Raw genomic sequence first — 25,777 nt, forward strand, 5'->3', positions numbered from 1 at the left:
ACCCATGATGTCAGGTGGTGACGGTCAACGGCGGCGGAGCAGACCGCCGAGCAGGAACGCGAGCCCGACGACGATCGCGAGCAGCGTGTAGAGGGTGTGGGTGCCGCCCACCACGGTCACGGCGAGGATGAACACGAACGACCCGGACAGGATGATCAGCCCGATCACGATCAGCCACCGCCCCGGCTGGGGAGGCGGGATCGGCGGCAACCACGGCGGCCGGTCGTCCGTCCAGCTCACGGGTCCAGTGTAGGGCCGGACGCTCGCCGGGCGGCTCCCCCGCTGCCGCCGTCTGGTTGGGACACGACATCCCGTTGACAGCCCCTAGACTTCACCGGTGAACCCGTCAGCCGCCGCGCAGCAGCAGCACACCGCGTCCCCCACCCCGCGAACCGGATCCCACCCGCTGGTGCGGGTCTCGCAACCGCACGTGCTGCGTAACGCGATCCTCGCGCTGGCGGTCGGCGGTTTCGGTATCGGCGTGACCGAGTTCGCCATGATGGGCCTGCTGCAGAACGCGGCGGACGACCTGGCCGTGAGCATCTCCGACGCCGGGCACGTGATCTCGGCCTACGCCCTCGGCGTCGTCGTCGGCGCCCCGGTCCTGGCGACGCTCGGCACCCGGATCCCCCGCAAGCACCTCGCGGTGTGGCTGATGGTGTTGTTCACCGTCGGGAATCTCAGCGCCTTCTTCGCGCCCACGTACCCGTGGCTCGTGCTCACCCGGTTCGTCGCCGGGCTGCCGCACGGTGCCTACTTCGGGGTGGCGGCGCTCATCGCCGCGTCGCTGGCACCGGCCACCCGCCGGGCGCACGCGATCGCGATGGTGATGATGGGCCTGTCCGTGGCGAACGTCGTCGGCGTCCCGGCCGCCACCTGGCTCGGTCAGACGTTCGGTTGGCGCTGGATGTTCGTGTTCGTCGCTTTCATCGGTGTCCTCGCCGTCGTCCTGATCGGCCGTATCGTCCCGTTCCTGCCGGCGGACCCGGGCGCGAGCCCGCTGCGTGAACTCGGGGCGTTGCGCCGGCCCCAGGTCTGGTACGCGCTGCTCACCGGGGTGGTGGGGTTCGGTGGCTTCTTCGCCATGTACTCCTACATCGGCCCGATCATGACGTCGGTGACCGGGCTCGACGCCGCGTGGTTGCCGCTCGTCGTCGGGTTGTACGGGTTGGGCATGGTGCTCGGCAACCTGATCGGCGGCCGGCTGGCCGACCGGTCCGTGATCGGCGGCATCGTGCTGGGCCTGGTGGTGACGTGCGCGCTGCTGGCCGTGTTCGCCGTGCTCGTGCACTGGCCCGTGACCGCGCTGCTGCTGGTCCTGCTGATCGGCGCGAGTGGCTCCGTCCTGGTACCCGGCCTGCAGGCGCGGCTGATGGACGTCGCCGCCGATGCGCAGACCCTGGCCGCGGCGCTGAATCATTCCGCCCTGAACATCGCCAACGCCCTCGGTGCGTTCCTCGGCGGACTGGTGATCTCTCTCGGGCTCGGCCTCGTCGCCCCGATCGTGCTGGGCTCACTCCTGGCCGCGGCCGGCCTGCCGATCCTCGGGCTCAGCGTGCTCCGGCAGCGGCGGACGGGCAGCGCGAGCGCCTGACACCCCGCTCGACATGCCGGCGGCGGAAGCGGACGCGCAGGTCACCCCGGTGATGCCATACTTGGATCATCAGCACCCTGAGGATGGAGGACATCATGGGCATCATTGCGTGGATCGTGCTCGGTCTGATCGCCGGCGCCATCGCCAAGGCGATCCTGCCGGGACGTCAGGGCGGTGGGTGGATCGCCACCCTGATCCTGGGCATCATCGGAGCTCTGCTCGGCGGCTGGATCGCCAGTGCGATCTTCGGCATCAACGTCAATCGGGAGTTCTTCAGCATCGGCACCTGGATCTTCGCCATCATCGGCGGCGTCATCGTCGCCGCGATCTGGCAGTGGATCCGGGGGCGGACGGGCGCACGCAACCGCGCCTGACCCGCCTGCACCCACGGACGGCCCGGACATCGGTCCGGGCCGTCCGTGTGTGCTGGCTCCTCAGCGGCGCTGGGCGCGCGCGGAGGCGTACAGGCAGACCGTGGCCGCGGTGCCGACGTTGAGGCTCTCCGCCGCCCCGTACACCGGCACCCGAACCCGCGCGTGCGCGGCGCTCCGTTCGTCCTCCGCCAGGCCGTGCGCTTCGTTGCCGAACAGCCACGCCGTCGGCGCCTCCAGCGCGAGGCCCTCGGTCGGTGCCGCCGCCGTCTCGCGACGGATCAGTCGACGGGCCGCGGCGGCGTCCTGCAGCGCGTCCAGGTCGGTACTGCCGTAGCCGTCCGCCGCCAGCAGGGTCACCGCGGATGCCCGTAGCCGGTCGGCCAGACCCGCGAACGGGACACCGAGGACGACGGGCAGGTGGAAGAGGGACCCGACGGTCGAGCGGACGGTCTTGGGGTTGTAGAGGTCCACGCTGCCCCGGGTGAGGATCACCGCGTCGGCCCCGGCCGCGTCGGCGGCCCGGAGCACGGTCCCCGCGTTGCCGGGGTCGCGGACCTGGCACAGCACCGCGATCAGGCGGGGATCGCCTGCCAGTACCTCGTCCAGACCCACGTCGACCATCCGGCAGACGGCGACGACCCCCTGCGGGGTGACGGTGTCGCTCATGGCCGCCAGGACCTCCGACGTCACCCGACGCAGGACGACCCCGTCGGCGGGCTCGCCCAGTTCCGGGTGGCGGGCCAGGGCGTCGTCGGTGGCGAACACCTGCTCCACGGTTCGGTTGCCGGCGCGATGCCGGCGCAGGGCTTCCCGGACGGCCTGCGGACCTTCCGCGAGGAACGCGCGGCGCCGCGAACGCGCGGAGCGCCCGGCCAGGCGCGCCACCTCCCTGACCCGGTCGGCTCCGGGGTGGGACATGACGGCGCTGTCCGGGCGCTCCGTCGGGCCGGTGCCCCGTTCCGCCCGCGAGATGGTGCGCCTCAGGCTGCGGTCGCCGGCGCCGACGTGTCGGCGGGCAGGGCATCCTTGGCGAGCGCGACGAGCGCGGTGAAGGCCGCCTCGTCGTTGACGGCCAGCTCGGCGAGCATCCGGCGGTCCACCTCGATCTCGGCCAGGCGCAGACCCTGGATGAACCGGTTGTAGGTGATGCCGTTCGCGCGAGCCGCGGCGTTGATGCGCTGGATCCACAGCCGGCGGAAGTCGCCCTTCCGCGCCCGGCGATCCCGGTAGCTGTAGGTGAACGACTTGGTGACCTGCTCCTTGGCCTTGCGGTACAGCCGCGACCGCTGACCGCGGTAGCCACTCGCCCGGTCCAGGGTCTCCCGGCGCTTCTTGTGGGCGTTGACCGCCCGCTTCACACGTGCCACGTGTCTACTCCTTTACTTGGTGACGGGGCGAACCCCGTGGAATTCGTCTGTCGAGCGGGTCTGTCTACAGACCCAGCATCCGCTTGATGGTCTTGGTGTCCGCCGGGGACACGTCCTTGTCCATGGACAGACGGCGGGTCAGGGTGCTGGGCTTGCGCTCGAAGTTGTGGCGCATGCTGGACTGCTGGCGGCGCAGCTTGCCGCTGCCGGTGACCTTGAATCGCTTCTTGGCCCCGCTGTGAGTCTTCTGCTTCGGCATCGGCCGTCTCCGTTTCTTCATCGGGCCGCGACGAGTCGCGGCGCATTCCTGGGTCCTGGTCGGGACCCGTCCGTGGGTGACCCGATCGATTGCCGGGCGAGGTGGTGGCTTACTTCCGTCCGCCGGGCTTGGGGCCCGGTTTCGGGGCCGATGGCCTGGGCGCCGACGGCTTCGGCGCGGCGGCGGGCTTGGAGGCCGCCGACGTCGGCGCCGCGGCGGGCTTCGACGTGGCAGTCTCGACGACAGGGCTCTCGACGGCCGGTGCCGCGGCAGCGGGTTCCGTCGCCTGCACCGCTGCGGGTGCCGACTCAGCCGTCGTGTCGACCGGGGTCGCCGTCGGCGCCGGCGCCGTCTCCACGGTCGCACCACCGCCGGCCGATCGCAGCGCGTCGCCGATGCTCTGGGTCATCGGCGCCTGCTCGCTCGTCTCCACCCGGCTATCGGCCCGGCTCTTCGACTCGCGGCGTTCCTCGCGCTGGGCGGCGCGGCGGGCGTCGGCCTTGTTCTTGAGCGGTCCGATGACCATCACCATGTTGCGTCCGTCGATCCGCGGCGTGGACTCGACGGAGCCGACCTCGGCGACGTCGGTCGCCAGCCGATCCAGCAGGCGGATGCCCATCTCGGGACGCTGCTGTTCCCGGCCGCGGAACTGGATCATGGCCTTGACCTTGTCGCCGGCACCGAGGAAGCGCAACGCGTGGCCGACCTTGGTGTCGTAGTCGTGCCGGTCGATCTTCAGCCGGAACCGGATCTCCTTGAGCACGGTGTTGGTCTGGTTCTTGCGCGCCTCGCGCGCCTTCACCGCAGCCTCGTACTTGTACTTGCCGAAATCCATCAGCTTCGCGACGGGCGGCTTGGCCTGCGGGGCGACCTCGACCAGATCGAGGTCGGACTCTGCGGCCAGTCGGAGGGCGTCCTCGATGCGGACGATGCCTACCTGCTCACCGGCAGGCCCGACGAGCCGCACCTCGGGGACGCGGATACGATCATTGATTCGGGGATCGCTAATCTGTTTGCTCCTGTAGTCGGTTGGCGATTCACGCCGCGGGGGCGTGAAGACCCCACGCACACGAAAAGCCTCCGTCTGCGCATGCACACGGAGGCTTCGGAAGGAGCGGGAGGACCACGCGAGCGGGTCACGGACCGACGACGAGGACGCCGTGGAACGACGCCGCACCGCACGCCGGGTCCTTGATCCAAGGAGCCTGGTGCCCGACCGGAACCCGGCGGCCGCACTGTCGAACGGGCCGTCGCGGGTGGGAGAAGCCTCCGCTTGCAAACGGCCCGCTCAGGGCGGGCCGCTGGTCTGTGCCAAGCTTACCATCATGAGCTTTCCGGACCAGAATCCCACCCCGCCCGCACCGCACGACCACCACGACGCGCACGCCCACACCGGCGATGGGGCCGGTGATTCTGCTCAAGCGCAGCTGCGGGACATCGCCGAGGTCCCGGCGGTCGAGGTGATCACGACGGCCGCGGTGCACCTGATGAGCGCGGCGGCGGTCAAGTGCGGGCTGGCCGACGGCGACGACGCGGCGTCGCTGACCGACCTGGACGAGGCGCGGAAACTGATCACTGCCCTGGCCGGGTTCGTCACCGCCGCCGCCCCGGAGATCGGCAGCCAGCACGCCGGCCCGTTGCGCGACGGTCTACGGTCGCTGCAACTGGCCTTCCGTGAGGCCTCGGCCATCCCGGACAAGCCCGGTCAGGGGCCGGGCGAGAAGTTCACCGGGCCGGTCAACTGACCGTCGCGCTCAACCGCGGCGGCGATCGACGCGTGCCCGACCGCCCACGAGGGCCAACCCCACCAGGGCGAGCACCAGCGCCAGGGAGCCGGCACCGATGAAGCCGGCGCCGGGCCCGAACACGTCGATCGCGATACCGATCGTCGGGGAGCCGAGCGCGCTGCCCGTGGTCAGCGCCGAGCCGTACCAGCCCATCGCCTGTCCGCGCCGCGCCTCCCCCACCAGGTCCGCGACCCGTTCGCTGCAGGCCGTCAGCGTCGGGGCGCACAGCAGGCCCGGCAGGATGGACAGCAGGCCGAGGGTGAGCGGGTCGGTGGCGAGGGCCAGCGGGATGGTCACCAGGCTCATCCCGGCCAGCAACAACAACGGAGATACCGGCCGGTCCAGCACACCGTAGGTCAGGCCGCCGACCACCGAGGCCAGGCACCAGAACAGGAACACCAGACCGAGGGAATCGACGTCGTCCGACTCGCGGAGCACGGCGACGAAACCGACGTCGGTGCCGGAGAGCAGCAGGCCGACCGCGGCCGCCGCCCCGAGCACGGCGACGATCGCCGGGGTCAGCCAACTCCGCCGGCGGCTGCCCACCACCGGCTGCGACGCGGTGATCAGCGGCAGGGACGACGTGATGGCGTCCGTGGCGGCGGCCACCTCGGCCGGGGCCAGCGTCTGCATCGCCTCCGTGTCCTGCCGCCGACGTCGTTCGTCGGCGGTGGCGTCGTCGCGCCGGCCGACCTGGCTGGACCGGGTGGGCGGGTTGAACCACATCAAGAGGGCCCCGGCCAGGGAGGCGCACACGCCGACCAGCACGAGGCCCACCTGGGTGCCCACGGTGGTGGCCAGCAGGACGCCGGTGGCCGGGCCGATGACGAACACGAGCTCGGTGCCCATGGAGTCGATGGCGTAGGCGGTGCGGCGCTGCTCCTCGGGGACGAGGACGGCCAGGGACTGGCGGACGACGGAGAAGACCGGCAGGGCGAACAGACCGCCGAGCACGGCGGCCGGGATCAACAGTTCGTAGGGCAGGAACGGCGCCACCGACCAGATGCCCACCTCGGCCACCACGGAGGGAATCAGGGCCCGCCGCAGCCCGACCGTGTCGACCCGGTGGCCGCGCCAGGGGGCGCCCACGGCCAGGCCGATCGTGATCGCGGTGGCGACGATGCCGGCGGCGGTGAAGCCGCGCTGGAGGGAGTCGACGACGTGCAGCGTGAGCATCACACCGGCCGCCGCGTGCGGGACGCGGGCGAGCATGCCCACGATCAGCAGGCGGCGGATCGGTGGCTGTGCCAGCAGCGTGCCGTACCGGGCGAACGTCGTCGTCCTCATCGCGGACATCGTCCTGTCGTCTCGTCCCGGCTCGGGGCGCGGGTCAGGTGGGTGCGGCCACGATCCGCAGTTCAATCGAATCGACGCCGTCGGCGAACACGGGGTCGGCGGCCAGTCGCTCCTGGATCCGGCGCACGGTGGCGTCGAGGTCGTGACGGTCGAGGCCGGCGCGCAGGGTGAGACCGATGCGCAGTTCCGGTCCGGGGCCACCGCCGGGGACCCGGGTGCCGTCGAGGGCGGCGCTGACCACGCCCCGGCCCGCCGTGCAATCGACCTGCAGGACCGCGGGCTCGCTCACTGTAGCACCGCGCGCGGCGGCGGCGACGGCGGCGTCGGTGTACGACGGCGTCCACGGCTTCTGCTGCGCCAGGGCCCACAGCGCGGGCCGGCGCACGACGAAGCTGATCGCCGCACCGGGGTCGAGCACCATCAGCTGGGCGCCTTCCGCGGCCGCGGCCAGGGCGGCTCGGGGCGCCCAGGTCGGGATCGGGCGCGCGTCCGGGTGCCAACCCCGCAGCGTGTCCACGGAGCTGAAGACGGGCAGCACGGTGCGCCCGTCGGGGGCGGCGATCGTCACCAGGGACAGCTCCGCCTCCTTGTCGGAGACGGGCACCGGCGCAGCCTCCGGGTCACCTCCGTGGGGGGCGGCGACGCCGGCGATCAGCGGAACGAAGATCCGCGCTTCCCGGAGCGCGTCCACGACGGCGTCCTCGCCGGCGCGACCGGCGCGCAGCTCGTCGAGCGCGGCGTTCACCCGAACGTCGGCGGACCCGTCGTCGTCGGCGTGGGTCGAGGGAGCGGCCGCATCGGGGCCGAGGTTCCGGCCCGCCCACGGGATGCCGGCCGAGTCGGCGGGGCCGCCCGCGGCGTCGAGCAGGGCCCGGATGTGCCCCGGCAGTTCACGGCTCACGGCCGGCCGGCCACGTCCAGCGCCTCGGGCAGCGTGAACGCGCCCGCGTACAGCGCCTTGCCGACGATCGCTCCTTCGAGTCCCCGGGGCACGAGCGCGCGCAGCGCGGTGAGGTCGTCGAGCGTGGAGATGCCGCCGGAGGCGACGACGGGCTTGCCCGTGCGGGCGAGCACCTGACCGAGCAGGTCCAGGTTGGGTCCGCGCATCGTGCCGTCCTTCGTCACGTCGGTCACCACGTAGCGGGCACAACCGGCGTCCTCGAGCCGGGCCAGCACGTCCCACAGGTCACCACCGTCGCGGGTCCAGCCGCGGGCGGCGAGGGTGGTGCCGCGCACGTCGAGGCCGACGGCGATCGCGTCGCCGTACTTCTCGATCGCGGCCGCGGTCCACACCGGGTTCTCGAGTGCGGCGGTGCCGAGGTTGACGCGGCTGGCGCCGAGGGCGACGGCCTGCTCCAGGGACGCGTCGTCGCGGATGCCGCCGGAGAGCTCGACGCGGACCTCGAGGTCCCGCACGACGCGGCCGAGCAGGTCCCGGTTGGAGCCGCGGCCGAAGGCGGCGTCCAGGTCCACCAGGTGCACCCATTCGGCGCCGGCGTCCTGCCACTGGCGGGCGGCCTCCACCGGGTCGCCGTAGGCGGTCTCACTGCCGGCCTCGCCCTGGACCAGGCGGACGGCCTGCCCGTCGGCGACGTCGACCGCCGGCAGCAGGATCAGCCGGCCGGTGGTCGTGTCGGCGACATCGGGAGCCGCGGGGGTCGGGGTCATGCGTGTCCTCGTCTTCTCCGGCGCGGTGCCGGTCAGGGTGTGCCGGGTCGGCTACAGGGTGCCGAGCCAGTTGCGCAGCAGTTGCGCGCCGGCGTCGGCGGACTTCTCCGGGTGGAACTGGGTGGCCGAGAGCGGCCCGTTCTCGACGGCGGCGATGAACGGACCGCCGTGCCGGCTCCAGGTGACGCGCGGGGCGGCCATCGTCGGGATGGTGACGTCGAACGTCCAGTCCTGCACGCCGTAGGAGTGCACGAAGTAGAAGCGCTCGTCGGCCAGCCCGGCGAACAGCGCGCTGTCGGCGGCCGGTTCCACCGTGTTCCAGCCCATGTGCGGGACGACGTCCGCGGCGAGCCGCTCGACCGTGCCGGGCCACTCCCCCAGGCCGTCGGTGGGCACGCCGTGCTCGACGCCGCGCTCGAACATCACCTGCATCCCGACACAGATGCCGAGCACGGGCCGGTTGCCGGCGATGCGTCGACCGATCAGGCGCGGCGCGTCCACGGCGCGCAACCCGTCCATGACGGCCTCGAACGCGCCGACGCCGGGGACCACCAGGCCGGCGGCCTCGGTCACGTCGGCCGGGTCGTGGCTCAGCGTCACGTCGGCGCCGACCCGTTCCAGGGCGCGCACGGCCGAGCGGATGTTCCCGGACCCGTAGTCCAGGACGGTGACGCGCGGCGCGCCGCTCACAGGGCGCCCTTCGTCGACGGGATGCCGTGCACCCTCGGGTCCGGCTCGACGGCCGCCCGCAGTGCCCGGGCGAGCGCCTTGAACTGGGCCTCGGCGATGTGGTGGGGATCCCGTCCGCCGAGCACGGTCACGTGCAGGCAGAGGTGGGCGTGCAGGGCGAGGGCCTCGAACACGTGCCGGGTGAGCGAGCCGGTGAAGTGCCCGCCGATCAGGTGGTACTCCTGCCCGGCGGGCTCGCCCGTGTGGACGAGGTAGGGCCGGCCGGAGATGTCGACGACGGCGCGGGCGAGGGCCTCGTCGAGGGGGACGGTGGCTTCGCCGAAGCGGCGGATGCCGGCCTTGTCACCGAGCGCTTCACGCAACGCCTCGCCGAGGGTGATCGCCACGTCCTCGACCGTGTGGTGGACGTCGATGTGCGTGTCACCGGTCGCCTGGACGGTCAGGTCGATCAGGGCGTGCTTGGTCAACGCCGTCAGCATGTGGTCGTAGAACGGGACCGAGGTGTCGATCCGTCCCTCGCCGGTGCCGTCGAGGTCGAGCTCGACGGTGACGGAGGATTCGCTGGTCGTCCGTTGCCGGCGGGCGGTCCGGGATGGGGTGGTCATGGCAGTCCTTCGTCGTCACGGGCGATGACGGGGTGGGAGAGGGTGGGGTCGAGTCTATCGAGCGACGCGGCCGGGCTGCTGGCCGCCGTCATCGGGCAGGAACGGCGACACCCGCGTCGACCAGTTCCCGCATCCGGTCCAGGAAGGCGGTGGTCTCCGCCTCGGTGCCGGCGCTGACCCGGAGCCGGCCGTGCAGGCCGATGTCGCGGATGATGACGCCGGCGTCGAGCAACCCGTGCCACACCGCCGTGGCGTCCCGGAGCGGACCGAACAGCACGAAGTTGGCGTCCGACGGGGTGGGGGTCAGACCGAGCCGGTCCAGCCCGGCGACGATCCGGTCGCGCTGGGCCTTGATGTCCTCGACGGTGGCCAGCAGGGCGTCGGCGTGGGTGAGGGCACCCAGGGCGACGGCCTGGGTGACCGCGGAGAGGTGATACGGCAGACGCACCAGCCGCAGGGCGTCGGTCACCTCGGGGGCGGCGGCCAGGTACCCGAGCCGCGTGCCGGCCATGCCGAAGGCCTTGCTCATGGTGCGGGAGACGACCAGCCGCTCCCGCCCGGGCAGCAGGCGGAGAGCGCTCGGGGTGCCGGTGTGCGCGAACTCGACGTACGCCTCGTCGACGATCACCATGGACCGGGTCTGCTCCGTGGCCGCGTAGACGGCCTCGACGACATCCAGACCGGTGGAGGTGCCGGTGGGGTTGTTCGGACTGCACACGATGACGACGTCGGGTGCCTCCGCGCGGACCTGGGCCGCCGCCGCGTCCGGGGTGAGGGTGAAATCCGGCTCCCGGGTACCGGCGATGTAGCGGGTATCGGTGCCGGAGGCGAGCAGCGGATACATGGAATAGGTGGGCGGGAAGCTCATCAGGGTCCGGCCCGGTCCGGCGAACGCCTGGAGCAGCTGCTGCAGCACCTCGTTGGACCCGTTGGCCGCCCACAGGTGGTCGGCGTCCAGCCCGTGCCCGAGGTAGCGGGCCAGACTCGCGCGCAGGGTGGTGAACTCGCGGTCGGGGTAGCGGTTGAGGGTGTCGAGGGTGCCCTCGACACCGCGCAGAATCGCGTCGCGCACGGAATCCGGCAAGGGGTGGGTGTTCTCGTTGACGTTCAGCTGGATCGGCACGTCGATCTGCGGCGCACCGTACGGCGTTGCGCCCCGCAGGTTCTCCCGCAACGGCAACGCGGCCAGGCGCTCCAGTCGTCCCTCGGCGTCGTTCGCAGTCACCGTCCTAGTCTAGGAACGCACCCCGGGGGCCGCGAATCGGCCACTCGGGTCGAGCAGCAGCAACCCCGCGTCAGGAACCCAGCGGGACGTACAACTTCCGGCCGGCGTCGATGCGGTCGCCGTCCAGGCCGTTCACCACCACGATCTGCGCGACGACGTCGCGAGTGTCGCGTCCGTGAGCGTTCGCCGCGGCGACCTGCCACAGCGACTCCCCGGGTTGGACGGTGACCTGCAGCGCCGGCGTGGACGGAACCGCACGGACGCCCTGCTCGGCAGCTGCGGGAGCCGTGGTGAACACCGCGACCAGGGCCAGCAACGCCGCCGTCGCCAGCAGCACGGGCAGGCCGAGGAGGACGAGCCGTCCGCGCCGGGTCAGCCGTAGCGTCGGGGTCGGGGTCTTCGGGGTCGGGGTCTTCGGGGTCGGGGTCTTCGGGGTCGGGGCACTCGCGCGGCGGGTGCGGCGGACGGGCAACGTGAAACTCGGTGCGTGCAGGACGTGGATCGACATGCCAGCCTCCTCGGTCAGGGATCCGGATGGTCGCTCTCGCGCTGGACCCGAACTCCGACTCCTGAGGAGCCGTCTCGATGCCCAGCGTTCGAATACGCCTTCGAATCCGTTCTTCACTCTTTCTAGCACTGATCCTCGAACGATGTCGAGACTCGCTAGAACAGATGTTTGAAAACGGTGCTCCGCTCCCCTAACGTGTGAGGCAGAGAACCGGAGTGGTTCTCAGTGCATCAACCGCCACCGACAGAACTGCGCAGAGCCGGATCCTGTGGCCGCCGGGCCCGCCGAGAGCCGGCTCGGCCGCCGCCGCGCAGCCGCTGGTCGGACCGTGAGAGGACACCGACGTGCAGCGAAACGCAACCCGGGGCCTGACCCCCCGTCAGCAGAGGATCCTCGAGACCATCCAGCGCTCCGTCACCGCGAACGGCTACCCCCCGTCGATGCGGGAGATCGGGGACACGGTCGGCCTGGCCAGCCTCTCGAGCGTCACCCACCAGCTCGGGCAGCTGGAACGGCTCGGTTATCTCCGGCGCGATCCCAAGCGGCCGCGGGCGATGGAGGTGCTGACCCCGCTCACGCTGACCGAGCAGCCCGTCCCCGCGGCGGACGCGGATCCCTCCGCCCCCGTGTCCGCGCCGCTCGCGCCGTCGGCGACGGACACGGCCATGGTGCCGCTGGTGGGCCGGATCGCTGCCGGTGGGCCGATCCTGGCGGACCAACGGGTGGAGGACGTGATGCCCCTGCCGCGCCGGCTGGTGGGCCACGGTGAGCTGTTCATGTTGCAGGTCTCCGGGGACTCGATGATCGACGCGGCGATCTGCGACGGCGACTGGGTGGTGGTGCGGCGACAGAAGGCCGCGGAGAACGGTGACATCGTGGCCGCGCTACTCGACGACGAGGCGACGGTCAAGACGTTCCGGCAACGGGACGGGCACACCTGGCTGCTCCCCCAGAACACCCGGTACGAGCCGATCCTGGGCGACCACGCCACCGTGATGGGCAAGGTCGTCTCCGTGGTTCGCGCTCTCTGAGCCGCTGTCCGCTACGTCAGTCGGTCAGCTGGCCGGGACCGAGGTAGCGCCGGTGGTGGCGGCGAGCCGACTGAGCGCGGCCAGGGCGACGTCGCGATCCGTCGTGGTCCAGAACGGTGGCAGCGTCGCCCGGAGGAAGGCGCCGTAACCGGCGGTGGCGAGCCGGGAGTCGAGCACGGCGACGACGCCGCGGTCCTGCCGACTGCGGATCAGCCGACCGGCGCCCTGGGCGAGCCGCACCGCGGCGTGGGTGGCCGCCACCGCCATGAAGCCGTTGCCACCGGCACCGGCGACGGCGCGGGTGCGCGCCGTCGAGAGCGGGTCGTCCGGCCGCGGGAACGGGATCTTGTCGATCACGACGAGCCGGCACGCGGGCCCCGGCACGTCCACACCCTGCCACAACGACATGGTGCCGAACAGGCAGGTGTCGGGGTCGGCGGCGAACTGCTCGATCAGCGCCGCCGTGCCGCCCTCCCCCTGGCACAGGATCGGCACGTCCAGCTTCTCCCGCAGCGCGTCGGCCGCCTGTTCCGCGGCCCGCCGAGCGGAGAACAGGCAGAGCGCTCCGCCGCCGGATGCGCGGATCAGGGCCTCCAGTTCCTCCAGCGCGGCGGCGGAGACGCCCTGACCAGGACGCGGCAGGTGCTTCGCCACGTAGAGCACGCCCTGCCGGGGGTAGTCGAACGGGGAACCGACGTCGACGCCGGTCCAGCCGGGTGCACCCGTTCCCTGCAGTCCGAGGGCGCCGGCGACCGGCTCGAACGCGGATCCGATGGCCAGGGTCGCGGACGTGAGCACCACCGTGCGGCCCGCGAACAGCCCGTCCCGCAGGCGGCCGGCGACGGAGAGGGGCGCGATGGTCAGGGTCGCCGGGTCGGTCGGGTCTGCCTCCGCGTAGCCGGTCTGGGGTGACCAGTGGCCGGGCCGGGAGACCCACACGGCGTCGCTGGCCGGTGCCGCGGCCAGCAGCCGCTCGGCCACCTCGTGGACCTGGCTGAGCCGGGAACGGGCCAGCTGCCGCCCGCCGTCCGCCGGCGCCCCCTGGCCCGGCTTGGAGTCGGACAGCGCGGCCCGGGTGGCGGCGAGTAGCCGGTTGACCGCCGTGGCCTGGTCCTGGTCGAGACCGCGGGCGAGCAGGCCGGTCGGCGTCGTCGTCAACGCCGCGTCGAAACCGTCCGCCGCCTCCTGCAACGCCGTGACGTCGATGGCGGTGTGCCGGCGGGCGGCACTCGCGGCGGTGTGCACCATGGTCGCGGACAGCTGGCCCGTCACGGCCCCGGTGACCCGGTCGGCCAGTTCGTGCGCCTCGTCGATGACGACCACGTCGTAGTCGGGCAGGACGGCGAGCCCCTCGAACGCGTCGATGGCGAGCATCGCGTGATTGGTGACGACGAGGTCGGCCTCGGCGCCACGCTGGCGGGCCCGTTCGCTGAAGCACTCGGCGGCCACGGGGCACTTCTGGGCACCGAGGCACTCCATGGCGCTGACCGAGACCTGGCGCCAGGCGCGTTCGGAGACGCCGGGCCGCAATTCGTCCCGGTCCCCCGTCTCGGTCTCCTCGGCCCAGGTGCGCAGCCGGGTGATCTCCCGGCCGAGGGCACTGATCGGTCCGTCGGCCCGGGGCGCGGCGGGATGGGGCGCGGCCGTGTCGGCGCCGAGGCTGAACAGCGTGTCGGCGGGGTCCTCCTCGGGGGGGAACCCGCCGTCGAGCTTGTGCCGGCACACGTAGTTGCCGCGGCCCTTCACCAGCGCCACGTCGATCGGCCGGTCCAGCTCGGGAGCCAGCGTCTCCAGCAGCCGGGGCAGGTCGCGGCCGACGATCTGGGCCTGCAACGCGAGCGTCGCGGTGGCCACCAGGACCGGCCGGTCGGCGGCCAGGGCATGCCGGATCAGCGGTACGAGGTAGGCCAGGGACTTGCCCGTGCCGGTACCGGCCTGGACCAGCAGATGGCGACCGTCGGAGATCGCCCGGTCCACGTGTTCGAGCATCGCGCGCTGTCCGTCGCGCGGTTCACCGCCCAGCCCGGCAACGGCGGCGTCGAGCAGCGCGGTCGCCGGAGCGGCTTCACCCGCCGTCTCGCCGGTGTCTTCACCGTCGGGACCGTCGTCCGCGGCCCGCCGACGGGGCCCGGCACTCACGACGTCATGACGAACGGGTCGAGCAGGGGCCGCAGCCCCGCCCGGACCCGCACGGTGAGCCGTGTCCCGTCGGGGTCGTGGTGCAGGGCGACGATCTGAGCGTCGGAACCGTGCAACCGGGAGAGGATGTCGCCGCGCTCGTACGGGATCAGCAGGTCCAGGGCCTGGTCGGGCCGCGGGATGCTCGCACTGATCCGCTCCTTGAGTTCGTCGATGCCCTTGCCCGTGCGGGCGGAGACGACGATGCTCGACGGCTCCCGCCGGCGCAGGCGTTCGAGCGTCAGTTCGTCGGCGGCGTCGGCCTTGTTCAGGACGACGACCTCGGGGATGTCCCGGGCGTCGACCTCGGCCAGCACCTGCCGGACGGCGGCGATCTGTCCCTCCGGGTCCGGGTGGGAGGCGTCGACGACGTGCAGGATCACGTCCGCGTCGGCCACTTCCTCCAGCGTGGACCGGAACGCTTCGACCAGCTGGGTGGGCAGCGACCGGACGAACCCGACGGTGTCGGCGAGCGTGTAGCCGATGCCGTCGTCGGTCTGCGCCTTGCGCACGGTCGGATCCAGGGTGGCGAACAGGGCGTTCTCCACCAGCACGCCGGCATCCGTGAGCCGATTGAGCAGCGACGACTTGCCCGCGTTGGTGTACCCGGCGATGGCGACGGAGGGCACCTCGTTGCGCCGTCGGTTGCCGCGCTTGGTCACGCGGGCCGGCTCCATGGCCGCGATCTGGCGGCGCAGCTTGGCCATCCGGGTCCGGATCCGGCGCCGGTCCAGTTCGATCTTCGTCTCACCGGGACCACGCGATCCGATGCCGCCGCCGGCGACACCGACGCGGCCACCGGCCTGCCGGGACATCGATTCGCCCCAGCCGCGCAGGCGCGGCAGCAGGTACTCGAGCTGGGCGAGTTCCACCTGGGCCTTGCCTTCACGGGACTTGGCGTGCTGGGCGAAGATGTCCAGGATCAGCGCGGTCCGGTCGATGACCTTGACCTTGACGATGTCCTCCAGTCCACGCCGCTGGGACGGCGAGAGCTCGGAGTCGACGATCACGGTGTCGGCGCCGGTCGCGGCGACGATGCCGCGCAACTCCTCGGCCTTACCGGAGCCGAGGAACGTGCCGGGATCCGGGGTCAACCGGCGCTGAACCACGCCGTCGAGCACCTCGGACCCCGCCGTCTCCGCGAGGGCGGCCAACTCGCGGAGCGAATTCTCGGCGTCGGCCGCCGTCCCGGCGGTCCACAGCCCGGCGAGCACCACGCGCTCGAGGCGCAACTGCCGGTACTCGACCTCGGTGACGTCCTCGAGTTCGGTGGACAGACCGGCCACCCGGCGCAGGGCACGCCGCTCCGCCCGGTCGTCCTGGTCGCCGTCGTAGTCGGTCCGGTTCTCCTCGCCCTCCGCGAGGGCCAGGGCCCGGCGGTCGAGGATGCGAGCGGACGCGTCGTGACGGTCGTTGCCCGCGTCGGTGGGCGAGGTGCTGCCGGACGCCCGGATGCGCGCACCGGTACCGGTCACGGCGTCCTCCCGCGCCAGAATGCGGTCGATGACACCCTGCATGTCCTCCGGGGCCAGTTCGCGGGTGCCAGAGGTGGGCTGTCGGGACTGGGTCATGGTCTCCTTGGTACTGCAACGGTTGTCCGGCGCACCGACGCGGTCGTCTGTGCGGCGATTCTGCGGTGAGCCGACTCTGTCTCCATGGTAGTCGCCGCCCCGTCGCCGGAGCGGAGTTATCCACCGGTGGGTTCAACACCGGGCGGGCGCCGTCTCTTCCCGTTCGTCCCCGCGGGCGCGCGGCTCCGACCGGCAACGCCCCGGCACGACCATGCCCCCGGGCGGGTAGGACGAAAGTAGGGTGGGACAGGTGTCCGATCACTACTTCTCCGCGCAGCCCGCGGGCCCGATGACGGTGCGGACCCTGGCGGTCACCCTCGCCGGTCGCACCGTGACGGTGCGCACCGCGGGCGGCGTCTTCAGCCCCGACGCGGTCGACAAGGGCACCGCGGTCCTGCTCAAGTACGCACCGACGCCGCCGCGCACCGGCCGCTTCCTCGACCTGGGTTGCGGGTGGGGCCCGATGGCGCTCACGCTCGCCCTGCGCTCCCCCGACGCCGACGTCCGCGCCGTCGACGTCAATCAGCGTGCTCTCGATCTGGTGCGGCACAACGCGGCGGCGCTCGGGCTGGACCGGGTTCACGCCGTCGAACCGGAGCAGGTACCACCCGGCGAGCAGTACGACCTGATCTGGTCCAACCCGCCGATCCGGATCGGGAAGGCGGCACTGCACGCACTGCTGGCCCACTGGGTGCCGCGGTTGCGGCCGGGCGGGACGGCGCTGCTGGTGGTGCAGAAGAATCTCGGCGGGGACTCGCTGCAGCGGTGGCTGACCGGGGCCCTGGGCGAGGATTTCACGGTCGAGCGGGCGGCCACTGACAAGGGCTTCCGGCTGTTGCGCGTGCAGTGCGCGGACTGACGCGGAGCGAACTACGGCGCCGAGTAACATCGGCGGCACAGTGCCCCGTTCGTCGAGTTCATGCCGGCTGGGGGCGATTCAGTGTTGTCCGCTCCGGGAGCTGGCCCTTTCCCTGCCCGAGATGGTGCGTAGATGCGAGGAAACCATGCCCCGAATGTCGCCCGCAGAAGTCCTGTTCTGCCGCAGTGTTCCGTGGCGCTTTCTGGCCCGGAGGATGGTTCCCTGGGCGACTCAGGGATGGCCCCTGGCTGGACGCGTGCTGGAGATCGGCGGCGGTAGCGGGGCGATGGCCGCAGCAATCATTGAGTCCAACGGGCAGGTGAACCTCACGACGACCGACATCGACCTCGCGATGGTCCAGGCTGCGCAGCGATCCCTCGCGGGACTCCCCATTGAGACACGTCAGGCCGATGCCGCTGCCCTGCCTTTCGCGGACGGGTCCTTCGACATGGTGTTGAGCTTCCTCATGCTCCATCATGTGGTCGAGTGGGAGCAGGCGATCGCTGAGGCGGCTCGAGTTCTGCGCCCGGGAGGGTCGTTCGTCGGATACGATCTGCTCTCCTCGCGCGTCGCACGCTGGATTCATTGGGTCGACCACTCTCCGCACCGCCTCATTGAAGTCGCTGCGTTCAGAGCCGCCCTGGAACAAGCTGGTCTGAACCCGCTCCGACTCCACGCTACTGCCGGGGGCCGGGTCCTACGATTTGTCGCACAGAAGCCGAGCATCGCCGTCAACGACGCCTCGTAACTCTTCCTGTAGGTGGACACGGACTTCCCCAGCGCTCCCCTCCGCACCGGCGCCCACTCGATGGGAGACTCCGTCAGAGCAGGTCGATCCGGCCGACCAGCACCGCCGGGCCGCTGAGTTCGACGTGCTCGGTGCCGTCCGCTGCCGGGATGAACGCGACGCCGAGGACGCCCCCCGGCACAGCGATGCGGTAGCGATCGGGCGCGCCCGGGCCGGCCCAGAAGCGGATGGCTGCAGCGGCGGCGCAGGCTCCCGTCCCGCAGGACTGGGTCTCCCCGACGCCCCGTTCGTGCACGCGCATGGCCAGGTCGGCGACGCCGTCGGGACCGATCAGCGGGTCGGCGGGAACGACGAACTCGACGTTGGTTCCGGCGGGCGGCCGGGGCTCCACGGTCGGCGCCCGGAGGAGCACGAGGTGGTCCAGTTCGGCGCGGGAGGCCAGCGCGACGACGGTGTGCGGGTTGCCCATGCTGATGGACAGGGCAGGCCGGTCGACGTCGACGCCGTCGGTGCGCACCCGGGCGTCGGCGCCCCGCTCCCGGGCGACGGCCGGGTCGACCAGGCTCCACGGGCCCATGTCCACGGCGTAGCCGTCCTCGACGATGCGGACCACCTTCACGCCGCCTCGGGTGCCGACCGGCAGCACCGCACCCGGCTCCACGGCGACCAGGCCCTCGCGGCGCAGGAACTCGGCGAACACGCGGACGCCGTTGCCGCACATCTCCGACAGGGAGCCGTCGGCGTTGCGGTAGTCCATGAACCACTGGGCGGCCGGCTCCGTCGCCAGCAGCGCGCGGCCCTCGGGCAGCAGCCGCGACGGGACCGCGCGGATCAATCCGTCCGCGCCCACCCCACGGTGCCGGTCGCACAGCGCGGCCGCGGTGGACTCATCCACCGGCCGGTTGCCGTCCGGATCGGCCAGCAGCACGAAGTCGTTGCCGGTGCCGTGGCCCTTGGTCAGGGGAAGGCCTGCCCAGCGCTCGGCGGCACGGGCCAGCGCGTCGTCGTGCACCCTGCTTTCCGACGGGACACCGTCCGCGACGACCCCGGCCGGCGAGCCGGTGAGGGGGGAGAACGGATCTGCGGCGGACATCTGCTCAGCCTAACGCGGAGCAATGGCTCCGCCGAGTGGGACCGGACCGGCTCCTGAGCACCGGGACCGAATCACAGCAGCCTCAGCTGCCACACTCGGTGGATCGGTTGCACCGCTCAGGAGTCGGCGGCCCGATCAGGACCGCAGCCGGGTGAGGGCGGCTTCGAGCAGCCCGTCCCGGTCGGTGCCCTCGACGTCGAGCCAGTGCACCCGGGGGTCGGCGCCGAACCAGGTGCGCTGCCGTTTCGCGAACCGCTGGGTGGCTGTGATGGTGTCCGCCACCGCGTCCGCCTGATCGAGCGTCCCGTCCGCGACGGCGAGGAACTGGGCGTAACCGATGGCGCGGGAGGCGGTCCGGCCCCGGCGCAGTCCGGCCGCGTCGAGCCGGGCGACCTCCTGGGCGAGCCCCCCGGCGACCATCGCCCGGACGCGCGCGGCAAGTCGCTCCCGCAAGGACGGTGTCGGTCGCCGCAAGCCGAGCTGGACGGCGGGCCGGACGTACCGGCGATCGGGCATGAAGGAGCTGAACGGTCGACCGGTGATCTCGTGCACCTCGAGCGCCCGGATCACTCTCCGGGCGTCGTGCAGCCGACCGGCGGCAACGGGGTCGACGGCGGCGAGCCGGTCCCGCAGGGTCGGGAGCCCGGCCGCTCCCGCCTCCCGCTCGAGCCGGGCCCGGACGGCCGGATCCGTGCCGGGCAGCTCGAGTCGATCCAGGGCGGCACGGACGTAGAGCCCGGAGCCGCCGACCAGGATGGCCCGGCGGCCGCGTGCCGTGATGGCGTCGATGACGTCTCGGGCCTGCCGCTGGTAGGCGGCCACGGACGCCTCGTCGGTGACATCCAGCACGTCGAGCAGATGGTGCGGGACCCCCCGTCGGTCGGCGAGCGGCAGCTTGGCGGTGCCGATGTCCATCCCGCGGTACAGCTGCAGGGCGTCGGCGTTGACGATCTCCCCGTCGAGGGCGACCGCGAGATCCACGGCGAGGTCGGACTTGCCGGTGCCGGTCGGCCCGACGATCGCGATCACCGGGTCGGGCTGGCTCACCACCGGGTCACGACGGCCAGGGGCTCACGCTCGGGCCGGCAGGCCGGGCATGCCGAGCGCCACCGCGCCGGGGCGCCCGTTCGTGTCGGCGGCGGGCGGCATCGACGCGGGCACGGCACAGGATTCGGCCTGGGCACGGTCCCAGGCGTCACCGGCGCGGGTGCGGCGCAGCCGGTAGTCGGCCGGTACGGGGTCGGCGATCAGGTGGTAGGGCGCGGCGGCGGTGATGGGGACGGTGACCATGTCGCCCGGCCGCGGCCGGTCTCCCCCGCTGGGGACGGCGACATGGACGAGCCGGTTGTCCCGGGCCCGGCCGGAGATGCGGCCGGTGGCGTCGGCCTTCGACCCCGCGGCCGCGGTGATCATCACCTCGGCGGTGCTGCCGAGAAGCGCGCGGTTTTCCTCGCCGCTGATCCGCTCCTGCAGGGCGATCAGCCGCTCGTACCGTTCCTGCACCACCGCCTTGGGCACCTGCCGATCCATCGTGGCGGCCGGTGTGCCCGGGCGGATCGAGTACTGGAAGGTGAAGGCGGCGGAGAAGCGGGAGGCCTCGACGACGTCGAGGGTGGCCTGGAAGTCGTCCTCGGTCTCCCCGGGGAACCCGACGATGATGTCGGTCGTGATGGCCGCGTGCGGGAGCCGGTCGCGGACCTTGTCCAGGATGCCGAGGAACCGCGAGGACCGGTAGGACCGGCGCATCGCCTTGAGCACCGCATCGCTGCCGGACTGCAGCGGCATGTGCAGTTGCGGCATGACGTTGCCGGTCTCGGCCATGGCGTCGATGACGTCGTCCGTGAAGGCGGCCGGGTGGGGGCTGGTGAACCGGACCCGTTCGAGGCCCTCGACGGTTCCGCAGGCGCGGAGCAGGTCCGCGAACGCGCCCCGTTCGCCGAACTCGACGCCGTAGGAGTTGACGTTCTGCCCGAGCAGGGTCACCTCGACGGCGCCGTCGGCGACCAGGGCGCGCACCTCGGCGAGGATGTCGCCGGGCCGACGGTCGCGCTCCTTGCCGCGCAGGGAGGGCACGATGCAGAACGTGCAGGTGTTGTTGCACCCGACCGAGATCGACACCCAGCCGGAGTGCACGGACTCGCGCCGGGTGGGCAGGGTCGACGGGAAGACGTCGAGGGACTCGAGGATCTCCAGCTCGGCCTGCTGGTTGTGCCGGGCACGGTCGAGCAGGGTGGGCAGCGAGCCGATGTTGTGGGTGCCGAAGACGACGTCCACCACGGGCGACTTCGCCAGGATCGTGTCCCGGTCCTTCTGGGCGAGGCAGCCGCCGACGGCGATCTGCATCCGGGGGTTCTTCCGTTTGGCCGGCACGAGTTGCCCGAGGTGGCCGTAGAGCTTGTTGTCCGCGTTCTCCCGCACGGCGCAGGTGTTGAAGACGACGACGTCGGCGTCGCCTTCACCGGCGTCTTCCGGCACGGGCAGATACCCGGCGGCGTCGAGCAACCCGCTGATCCGCTCGGAGTCGTGCACGTTCATCTGGCACCCGAAGGTGCGGACCTGGTAGGTGCGGGGTGCGTCGCGGTCGGTGGTCGCGGACGGGGCGGTGGAGACGGTCGAACTCACCGGACCAGCGTACCGACCGTGGTGGCTCGCCGCGGACCGTGGCCGCGAGATGCACGGGACGTGGACGTCCCCGAGTCGAAGGTGCCGGAAACGCGGTTGTGGTCAGTCCGTCCCGGACACCTCGCCCGGGTCCGGGCCGTCCGCGCCGGCCTCGGCGAACACGTCGTTGACCGCACGGAACGCCGTGCCGGGTGGGTAGCCCTTGCGGGCGAGCATGCTGACCAGGCGACGGACCAGGCGTTGCCGGTCGGCGTCCGGGTCGGTCAGCTGGCGGCGGTCCGCGGCGGTGAGCTTGCGGCGGACGAGCGCCAGTGCGCCCGCGTACTCCTGCTCATCGGTGAGGTCGTCGAGGGCGTCGACGATGGTGTCGCGGTGCACCCCCTTGAGGGTGAGTTCACGGCGCAGCGCCGACCTGCCCAGGTGCCGGTACCCGGCGCGGCTGCGTACCCACGCCCGGGCGAACTCGGCGTCGTCGACCAGACCCAGGTCCTCGTAACGGTCCAGCACCGCGGTCGCTGCGTCCTCGGGCACGTTCCGGTCGGCGAGCTTGCGTTCCAGTTGCGCCCGGCTCTTGGCCGACCCGGTCAGCTGACGCAGCACGATGCTGCGGGCCACCTCCTGCGGGTCGGCCTGCGCATCCGGCTCGTTCGGCTCGTCCGGCGGTGGGGCCGGCCGTGGTCCTGGACGGTCGGGGCGATCGGCTGACGGCTCGCCCGCCGGGCGCCGGCGGCGAGTGCCGCCGCGTCGATCAGAAGCCGTCGTCGTCCCCGACCGCCTTCAGTTGCGGGCCGTCCGGCTCCGCCTCGGCTGCCTGGACCCCGATGCCGAGCTTCTCCCTGATCCGCCGCTCCAGCTCGTCGGCGAGCTCCGGGTTGTCCTTGAGGAACTGCCGGGCGTTCTCCTTGCCCTGCCCGAGCTGGTCCCCGTCGTAGGTGAACCAGGCCCCGGACTTCTTCACCAGCCCGTGCTCGACGCCCATGTCGATCAGGCCACCCTCGCGGGAGATGCCGAAACCGTAGAGGATGTCGAACTCGGCCTGCTTGAACGGCGGGGCCATCTTGTTCTTGACGATCTTGGCCCGCGTCCGGTTGCCGACCGGGTTGGCCCCGTCCTTGAGGGTCTCGATGCGACGCACATCCACCCGGACGGAGGCGTAGAACTTCAGCGCCTTGCCACCGGTGGTGGTCTCCGGGCTGCCGAAGAAGACACCGATCTTCTCGCGCAGCTGGTTGATGAAGATGGCGGTCGTCTTGGTCTGATTCAGCCGGCCGGTGATCTTCCGCAGGGCCTGGCTCATCAGCCGGGCCTGCAGACCGACGTGGCTGTCCCCCATCTCGCCTTCGATCTCGGCGCGGGGCACCAGCGCGGCGACGGAGTCGATGACGATGATGTCCAGCGACCCGGAGCCGATCAGCATGTCCATGATCTCGAGGGCCTGCTCGCCCGTGTCCGGCTGGGACACCAGCAGCGCGTCGGTGTCGACACCGAGCTTCTGCGCGTAGTCCGGATCCAGGGCGTGCTCGGCGTCGATGAACGCCGCGATGCCGCCGTTGCGCTGGGCGTTGGCGACGGCGTGCAGGGCGACGGTCGTCTTGCCGGACGACTCGGGGCCGTAGATCTCCACGACGCGCCCGCGGGGCAAGCCGCCGATCCCCAGCGCCACGTCCAGGGCGATGGAACTGGTCGAGATGGTCTCGATGGGAGCGCGTGTCTCGTCGCCGAGACGCATCACAGACCCCTTGCCGAACTGCTTGTCGATCTGGGCGAGGGCGGTCTCGAGGGCTTTCTGACGGTCGGCTGGTGCCGGCATGTTCCACCTCTTCGGTCGTGGGCGCGGTGGCCAGGTTTCGGTCGGTTGCGGACCCGGGTGACGCCGTTCCGGGCCCTCGCGGTGGGCGGGGACTCGGGGCGGTGGATCCGATGTCTGCAACGGTAGGCGGCGGCACCGACAAAAGCAGTGAGCCCCTGTCGCCTGTGGACAACGCTGGAGGTCGGTGGTGGAGGTCGGTGTTGGAGATCGGTGCTAGCACGGGGTGCCGTCCCGGTTGTCTCGTGCTGCCCTCAAGCCTACTGCGAACCGAACAGGTATTCGAAGGTTCGACCACGGCGTGTTGCCGACCGGGGGCGTGTCGCCGGCATCCATCAGCGGCGGGGCGGGATGTCCCGGCCGAGCCGACGGGACTCCGGTACGTCCTGCGCGTCGCAGACGGCCAGCCACACCTCCCGCGGATCGATCCCGGCGTCGAGAGCATCGGTGACGCTTCGGCCGCCCAGCCGGGTGAGCACCAGGTCGCGGGCGAGGACACGGGAATAGGCGACACCGAACTCGTCGTCCATCAGCCGCCAGAAGCTGCTCGATCGCATGTCTCTCCTGTCGAACGGTCGCACGCGGGATACGGTCGCACGCGGGAAACGGTCCCGGCGCGGCGATGGGGCCCGCCACACCGGCGGGCCCCATCGGGGTCGATCGTGGACGGCAGCGCCGTCGTGCGCTCAGACGCGTCCCGAGTACATCGGGCGCGAGAACTGTTCCGGTACCTCGTCTGGGATGTCCGCCACGAACTCGCGGGACAGGTCGCTCGGCACGGTGTCCGGGACAGCGACACCCTCGGCCATGGCGAGCCGGTCGCTGACCTCCCGCAGCAGCAGGGACAGCGGGACGTCGAGGGCGGAGCAGATGGACGAGAGCAATTCCGAGGAGGCTTCCTTCTGGCCTCGCTCCACCTCGCTGAGATAGCCCAGGGACACGCGCGCGTCGTGGCTGACCTCACGCAACGTCCTGCCCTGGCGTTGACGCACATCACGCAGCACATCACCGATCTGGTGGCGCAACAGAACCATCGTGCGCTCCTTCCGGTCGTGTTTCGTCTCTTCGGCCAGACCCACTTCACGCCAACGGACCACACCGTTCACGGATACGGGTTCTTTCACCATCTACCTCGTCAACTCCTGTCGGGGTGAACCCCGCGCGTTCCTCACGGTGGTCCCATGCTACCGGTGCCATCGGCGCCGGCTACTGGTGACAACCTTCCGACGTGATGCTTTGTTCCGCCCATCCGCGCGCCGACGGCGATGCCGCGCCGGCTGTCACCGGGTCGACCCAGCCTAGGCGCGGAGGCTGAGTACGCACTGGCGCCGGACTGGGGGGCCACTGAGCGCACCGGCTGACGGTCGGGCTGACGGTCTCGGGCACGCGAGTGTCAGCGGGTGCGCAGAGACTCCAGCAGCACAGCGAGTGCTGCGTCGCGCGCGGAGGCTCGGATCTCGGCCCGGCTCCCCGTGAACCGGTGCCGGGTGGCGGTCGCGCCGGCAGCGGTAGCGATCCCGATCCAGACGGTGCCGACGGGCTGGCCGTCGTGGGGTTCCGGGCCGGCGACGCCGGTGGTCGCGACCGCGACGTCGGCGCCCGTCGCCACCCGGGCGCCGACCGCCATCTGCGCAGCCACCTCGGGATCGACGGCGCCGTGGGCGGCCAGCCGGGCGGGGTCGACGCCGAGCAGGCCCACCTTGACGTCGTGGTGGTAGGACACGACGCCGCCGCGCAGCACGGCGGAGGCGCCCGGGACGTCGACCAGCGCCGCGCACACGGCGCCCCCGGTGAGAGACTCGGCGGTGGCCAGGGTGCGGCCGCGCTCGACGGCGGCGGCGATCACCCGGGCCGGGTCGGCCTCGGGCTCACACACGGGTGCCGCCACGCCCGGCACGGCGCAGGCGCACGGCGTCGCGGACGTAAGCGGCACCGGTGACGACCGTGACGACGAGAGCTGCGGCCATCACCAGCCAGCCCAGCCACAGGGCCCAGGGGCCGAGAACCGTCCCCAGCGGCAGCAGCAGCAGGATGATCGCCGCGGCCTGCAGGACGGTCTTGAGCTTGCCGCCGGCGGAGGCGGCCATCACCCCGTAACGAATCACCCAGAACCGCAGGCCCGTGATCCCCCACTCCCGGATCAGGATCACGACGGTCACCCACCACCACAGTTCGCCGAGCAGCGAGAGCATGACCAGGGCGGACCCGGTCAGCAGTTTGTCCGCGATCGGGTCGGCGATCTTGCCGAAGTTCGTCACCAGCCCGCGCGACCGGGCGATGTCGCCGTCGAGCTTGTCGGTGTAGATCGCCACGACGAAGAGGACGGCGGCGATCCAGCGCAGGGGCCCGTGCGCTCCCCCGTCGGCGGCGAGCAGGACGACGAACACGGGCACCAGCAGGATGCGGATCCCGGTCAGCACGTTCGGCAGGTTCCAGGACGAGACCGGGGACGAGTGCGGTGCCGGGGTGCTCATCCGTCAAGGCTACCGTCGGGT

29 protein-coding genes are annotated in these 25,777 nt (G+C 71.9%); 6 read left to right on the forward strand and 23 right to left on the reverse strand.

Going from position 1 to position 25,777, the window contains the following annotated elements:
- Positions 1-24 precede the first annotated feature (24 nt).
- Positions 25-240, reverse strand: coding sequence for a hypothetical protein (locus BKD30_RS09495; RefSeq protein WP_076704236.1), 216 nt, complete (start codon positions 238-240; stop codon positions 25-27).
- 169 nt (positions 241-409) lie between these two features.
- On the opposite strand from BKD30_RS09495, the gene BKD30_RS09500 reads away from it, so the two are divergent.
- On the forward strand, positions 410-1,594 hold the full coding sequence (locus BKD30_RS09500; RefSeq protein WP_235861611.1) for an MFS transporter: 1,185 nt from the start codon (positions 410-412) through the stop codon (positions 1,592-1,594).
- Positions 1,595-1,689: 95 nt separating this feature from the next.
- On the forward strand, positions 1,690-1,968 hold the full coding sequence (locus BKD30_RS09505) for a GlsB/YeaQ/YmgE family stress response membrane protein (RefSeq protein ID WP_076704360.1): 279 nt from the start codon (positions 1,690-1,692) through the stop codon (positions 1,966-1,968).
- A gap of 60 nt (positions 1,969-2,028) precedes the next feature.
- Here the strand turns inward: BKD30_RS09505 and BKD30_RS09510 are convergent, their stop codons facing one another.
- The 4 genes from BKD30_RS09510 to infC all read right to left on the reverse strand — a co-directional run bounded on the left by BKD30_RS09510 (position 2,029) and on the right by infC (position 4,561).
- Positions 2,029-2,886 carry a TrmH family RNA methyltransferase gene (locus BKD30_RS09510; protein WP_076704238.1) on the reverse strand — a complete coding sequence of 286 codons (858 nt, stop codon included), beginning with the start codon at positions 2,884-2,886 and terminating at the stop codon, positions 2,029-2,031.
- A gap of 62 nt (positions 2,887-2,948) precedes the next feature.
- Entirely contained in the window at positions 2,949-3,335 is a 387-nt protein-coding gene (gene rplT / locus BKD30_RS09515; protein WP_076704239.1) for a 50S ribosomal protein L20, read from the reverse strand.
- 64 nt (positions 3,336-3,399) lie between these two features.
- Positions 3,400-3,594, reverse strand: coding sequence for a 50S ribosomal protein L35 (gene rpmI / locus BKD30_RS09520; protein WP_076704241.1), 195 nt, complete (start codon positions 3,592-3,594; stop codon positions 3,400-3,402).
- 109 nt (positions 3,595-3,703) lie between these two features.
- Entirely contained in the window at positions 3,704-4,561 is an 858-nt protein-coding gene (infC, locus tag BKD30_RS16875) for a translation initiation factor IF-3 (RefSeq protein WP_408033371.1), read from the reverse strand.
- A gap of 358 nt (positions 4,562-4,919) precedes the next feature.
- On the opposite strand from infC, the gene BKD30_RS09530 reads away from it, so the two are divergent.
- Complete coding sequence (locus BKD30_RS09530; RefSeq protein WP_076704363.1) at positions 4,920-5,339, forward strand: DUF1844 domain-containing protein; 420 nt, start codon at positions 4,920-4,922, stop codon at positions 5,337-5,339.
- Positions 5,340-5,348: 9 nt separating this feature from the next.
- On the opposite strand, the gene BKD30_RS09535 is transcribed toward BKD30_RS09530, so the two are convergent.
- The 7 genes from BKD30_RS09535 to BKD30_RS09565 all read right to left on the reverse strand — a co-directional run bounded on the left by BKD30_RS09535 (position 5,349) and on the right by BKD30_RS09565 (position 11,373).
- The gene (locus tag BKD30_RS09535; protein WP_076704365.1) at positions 5,349-6,668 is read right to left on the reverse strand and encodes an MFS transporter; all 1,320 of its coding nucleotides are present in this window, start codon (positions 6,666-6,668) and stop codon (positions 5,349-5,351) included.
- Between the two features lie 43 nt (positions 6,669-6,711).
- Positions 6,712-7,578, reverse strand: coding sequence for an SseB family protein (locus BKD30_RS09540; RefSeq protein WP_076704243.1), 867 nt, complete (start codon positions 7,576-7,578; stop codon positions 6,712-6,714).
- The gene (gene priA / locus BKD30_RS09545; protein WP_076704244.1) at positions 7,575-8,345 is read right to left on the reverse strand and encodes a bifunctional 1-(5-phosphoribosyl)-5-((5-phosphoribosylamino)methylideneamino)imidazole-4-carboxamide isomerase/phosphoribosylanthranilate isomerase PriA; all 771 of its coding nucleotides are present in this window, start codon (positions 8,343-8,345) and stop codon (positions 7,575-7,577) included. Before priA ends, BKD30_RS09540 begins: the two co-directional genes overlap by 4 nt.
- 51 nt (positions 8,346-8,396) lie before the next feature.
- The gene (gene hisH / locus BKD30_RS09550) at positions 8,397-9,035 is read right to left on the reverse strand and encodes an imidazole glycerol phosphate synthase subunit HisH (protein ID WP_076704246.1); all 639 of its coding nucleotides are present in this window, start codon (positions 9,033-9,035) and stop codon (positions 8,397-8,399) included.
- Positions 9,032-9,640, reverse strand: a complete 609-nt coding sequence (hisB, locus tag BKD30_RS09555) for an imidazoleglycerol-phosphate dehydratase HisB (protein ID WP_076704247.1) — start codon at positions 9,638-9,640, stop codon at positions 9,032-9,034. Before hisB ends, hisH begins: the two co-directional genes overlap by 4 nt.
- Positions 9,641-9,728: 88 nt before the next feature.
- Entirely contained in the window at positions 9,729-10,865 is a 1,137-nt protein-coding gene (locus tag BKD30_RS09560; protein WP_076704248.1) for a histidinol-phosphate transaminase, read from the reverse strand.
- A 70-nt stretch (positions 10,866-10,935) separates the two neighbouring features.
- Complete coding sequence (locus BKD30_RS09565) at positions 10,936-11,373, reverse strand: LysM peptidoglycan-binding domain-containing protein (protein ID WP_083956227.1); 438 nt, start codon at positions 11,371-11,373, stop codon at positions 10,936-10,938.
- Between the two features lie 344 nt (positions 11,374-11,717).
- Here BKD30_RS09565 and lexA point away from each other — a divergent pair, with 344 nt between their 5' ends.
- Entirely contained in the window at positions 11,718-12,404 is a 687-nt protein-coding gene (lexA, locus tag BKD30_RS09575) for a transcriptional repressor LexA (protein ID WP_076704250.1), read from the forward strand.
- A 24-nt stretch (positions 12,405-12,428) separates the two neighbouring features.
- Here lexA and BKD30_RS09580 read toward each other — a convergent pair whose 3' ends face one another.
- Entirely contained in the window at positions 12,429-14,543 is a 2,115-nt protein-coding gene (locus tag BKD30_RS09580) for an ATP-dependent DNA helicase (protein ID WP_076704251.1), read from the reverse strand.
- Entirely contained in the window at positions 14,540-16,153 is a 1,614-nt protein-coding gene (gene hflX / locus BKD30_RS09585; protein ID WP_076704253.1) for a GTPase HflX, read from the reverse strand. Before hflX ends, BKD30_RS09580 begins: the two co-directional genes overlap by 4 nt.
- Before the next feature lie 289 nt (positions 16,154-16,442).
- Here hflX and BKD30_RS09590 point away from each other — a divergent pair, with 289 nt between their 5' ends.
- Together BKD30_RS09590 and BKD30_RS09595 are read left to right on the forward strand one after the other, a co-directional pair.
- Positions 16,443-17,012 carry a class I SAM-dependent methyltransferase gene (locus BKD30_RS09590; RefSeq protein ID WP_076704368.1) on the forward strand — a complete coding sequence of 190 codons (570 nt, stop codon included), beginning with the start codon at positions 16,443-16,445 and terminating at the stop codon, positions 17,010-17,012.
- Between the two features lie 256 nt (positions 17,013-17,268).
- Positions 17,269-17,760, forward strand: a complete 492-nt coding sequence (locus BKD30_RS09595) for a class I SAM-dependent methyltransferase (RefSeq protein ID WP_235861589.1) — start codon at positions 17,269-17,271, stop codon at positions 17,758-17,760.
- Positions 17,761-17,833: 73 nt separating this feature from the next.
- Here the strand turns inward: BKD30_RS09595 and dapF are convergent, their stop codons facing one another.
- The 9 genes from dapF to pgsA form a co-directional block, all read right to left on the reverse strand.
- Positions 17,834-18,853: a diaminopimelate epimerase gene (dapF, locus tag BKD30_RS09600; protein ID WP_083956228.1), complete on the reverse strand. Its 1,020-nt coding sequence runs from the start codon at positions 18,851-18,853 to the stop codon at positions 17,834-17,836.
- 135 nt (positions 18,854-18,988) lie between these two features.
- On the reverse strand, positions 18,989-19,903 hold the full coding sequence (gene miaA, locus BKD30_RS09605) for a tRNA (adenosine(37)-N6)-dimethylallyltransferase MiaA (RefSeq protein ID WP_408033372.1): 915 nt from the start codon (positions 19,901-19,903) through the stop codon (positions 18,989-18,991).
- Positions 19,904-19,924: 21 nt separating this feature from the next.
- On the reverse strand, positions 19,925-21,475 hold the full coding sequence (gene miaB, locus BKD30_RS09610; RefSeq protein ID WP_076704256.1) for a tRNA (N6-isopentenyl adenosine(37)-C2)-methylthiotransferase MiaB: 1,551 nt from the start codon (positions 21,473-21,475) through the stop codon (positions 19,925-19,927).
- 102 nt (positions 21,476-21,577) lie between these two features.
- Complete coding sequence (locus tag BKD30_RS09615; RefSeq protein WP_076704257.1) at positions 21,578-22,090, reverse strand: regulatory protein RecX; 513 nt, start codon at positions 22,088-22,090, stop codon at positions 21,578-21,580.
- A 133-nt stretch (positions 22,091-22,223) separates the two neighbouring features.
- On the reverse strand, positions 22,224-23,285 hold the full coding sequence (gene recA / locus BKD30_RS09620) for a recombinase RecA (protein WP_076704259.1): 1,062 nt from the start codon (positions 23,283-23,285) through the stop codon (positions 22,224-22,226).
- 332 nt (positions 23,286-23,617) lie between these two features.
- Entirely contained in the window at positions 23,618-23,839 is a 222-nt protein-coding gene (locus BKD30_RS09625) for a DUF3046 domain-containing protein (protein WP_076704260.1), read from the reverse strand.
- Between the two features lie 129 nt (positions 23,840-23,968).
- Positions 23,969-24,409 carry a helix-turn-helix domain-containing protein gene (locus tag BKD30_RS09630; protein WP_076704262.1) on the reverse strand — a complete coding sequence of 147 codons (441 nt, stop codon included), beginning with the start codon at positions 24,407-24,409 and terminating at the stop codon, positions 23,969-23,971.
- A 266-nt stretch (positions 24,410-24,675) separates the two neighbouring features.
- Positions 24,676-25,158: a CinA family protein gene (locus BKD30_RS09635; RefSeq protein WP_076704373.1), complete on the reverse strand. Its 483-nt coding sequence runs from the start codon at positions 25,156-25,158 to the stop codon at positions 24,676-24,678.
- On the reverse strand, positions 25,151-25,756 hold the full coding sequence (gene pgsA / locus BKD30_RS09640; RefSeq protein ID WP_076704263.1) for a CDP-diacylglycerol--glycerol-3-phosphate 3-phosphatidyltransferase: 606 nt from the start codon (positions 25,754-25,756) through the stop codon (positions 25,151-25,153). The genes BKD30_RS09635 and pgsA overlap by 8 nt, the downstream gene beginning before the upstream one ends.
- Between the last annotated feature and the right edge of the window lie 21 nt (positions 25,757-25,777).

The sequence above is a fragment of the Tersicoccus phoenicis genome (genome assembly GCF_001968835.1).
In the GTDB taxonomy this organism is placed as follows: domain Bacteria; phylum Actinomycetota; class Actinomycetes; order Actinomycetales; family Micrococcaceae; genus Tersicoccus; species Tersicoccus phoenicis.

Bases quoted from the DNA above. Each gene is read 5' to 3' on its own strand.
- BKD30_RS09630 (WP_076704262.1), bottom strand. From the start codon at position 24,409: ATGGTGAAAGAACCCGTATCCGTGAACGGTGTGGTCCGTTGGCGTGAA.
- BKD30_RS09505 (WP_076704360.1), top strand. From the start codon at position 1,690: ATGGGCATCATTGCGTGGATCGTGCTCGGTCTGATCGCCGGCGCCATC.
- hisB (WP_076704247.1), bottom strand. From the start codon at position 9,640: ATGACCACCCCATCCCGGACCGCCCGCCGGCAACGGACGACCAGCGAA.
- BKD30_RS09535 (WP_076704365.1), bottom strand. From the start codon at position 6,668: ATGAGGACGACGACGTTCGCCCGGTACGGCACGCTGCTGGCACAGCCA.
- rpmI (WP_076704241.1), bottom strand. From the start codon at position 3,594: ATGCCGAAGCAGAAGACTCACAGCGGGGCCAAGAAGCGATTCAAGGTC.
- recA (WP_076704259.1), bottom strand. From the start codon at position 23,285: ATGCCGGCACCAGCCGACCGTCAGAAAGCCCTCGAGACCGCCCTCGCC.
- BKD30_RS09510 (WP_076704238.1), bottom strand. From the start codon at position 2,886: ATGTCCCACCCCGGAGCCGACCGGGTCAGGGAGGTGGCGCGCCTGGCC.
- BKD30_RS09530 (WP_076704363.1), top strand. From the start codon at position 4,920: ATGAGCTTTCCGGACCAGAATCCCACCCCGCCCGCACCGCACGACCAC.
- priA (WP_076704244.1), bottom strand. From the start codon at position 8,345: ATGACCCCGACCCCCGCGGCTCCCGATGTCGCCGACACGACCACCGGC.
- hflX (WP_076704253.1), bottom strand. From the start codon at position 16,153: ATGACCCAGTCCCGACAGCCCACCTCTGGCACCCGCGAACTGGCCCCG.
- BKD30_RS09565 (WP_083956227.1), bottom strand. From the start codon at position 11,373: ATGTCGATCCACGTCCTGCACGCACCGAGTTTCACGTTGCCCGTCCGC.
- dapF (WP_083956228.1), bottom strand. From the start codon at position 18,853: ATGTCCGCCGCAGATCCGTTCTCCCCCCTCACCGGCTCGCCGGCCGGG.
- BKD30_RS09625 (WP_076704260.1), bottom strand. From the start codon at position 23,839: ATGCGATCGAGCAGCTTCTGGCGGCTGATGGACGACGAGTTCGGTGTC.
- pgsA (WP_076704263.1), bottom strand. From the start codon at position 25,756: ATGAGCACCCCGGCACCGCACTCGTCCCCGGTCTCGTCCTGGAACCTG.
- BKD30_RS09590 (WP_076704368.1), top strand. From the start codon at position 16,443: ATGACGGTGCGGACCCTGGCGGTCACCCTCGCCGGTCGCACCGTGACG.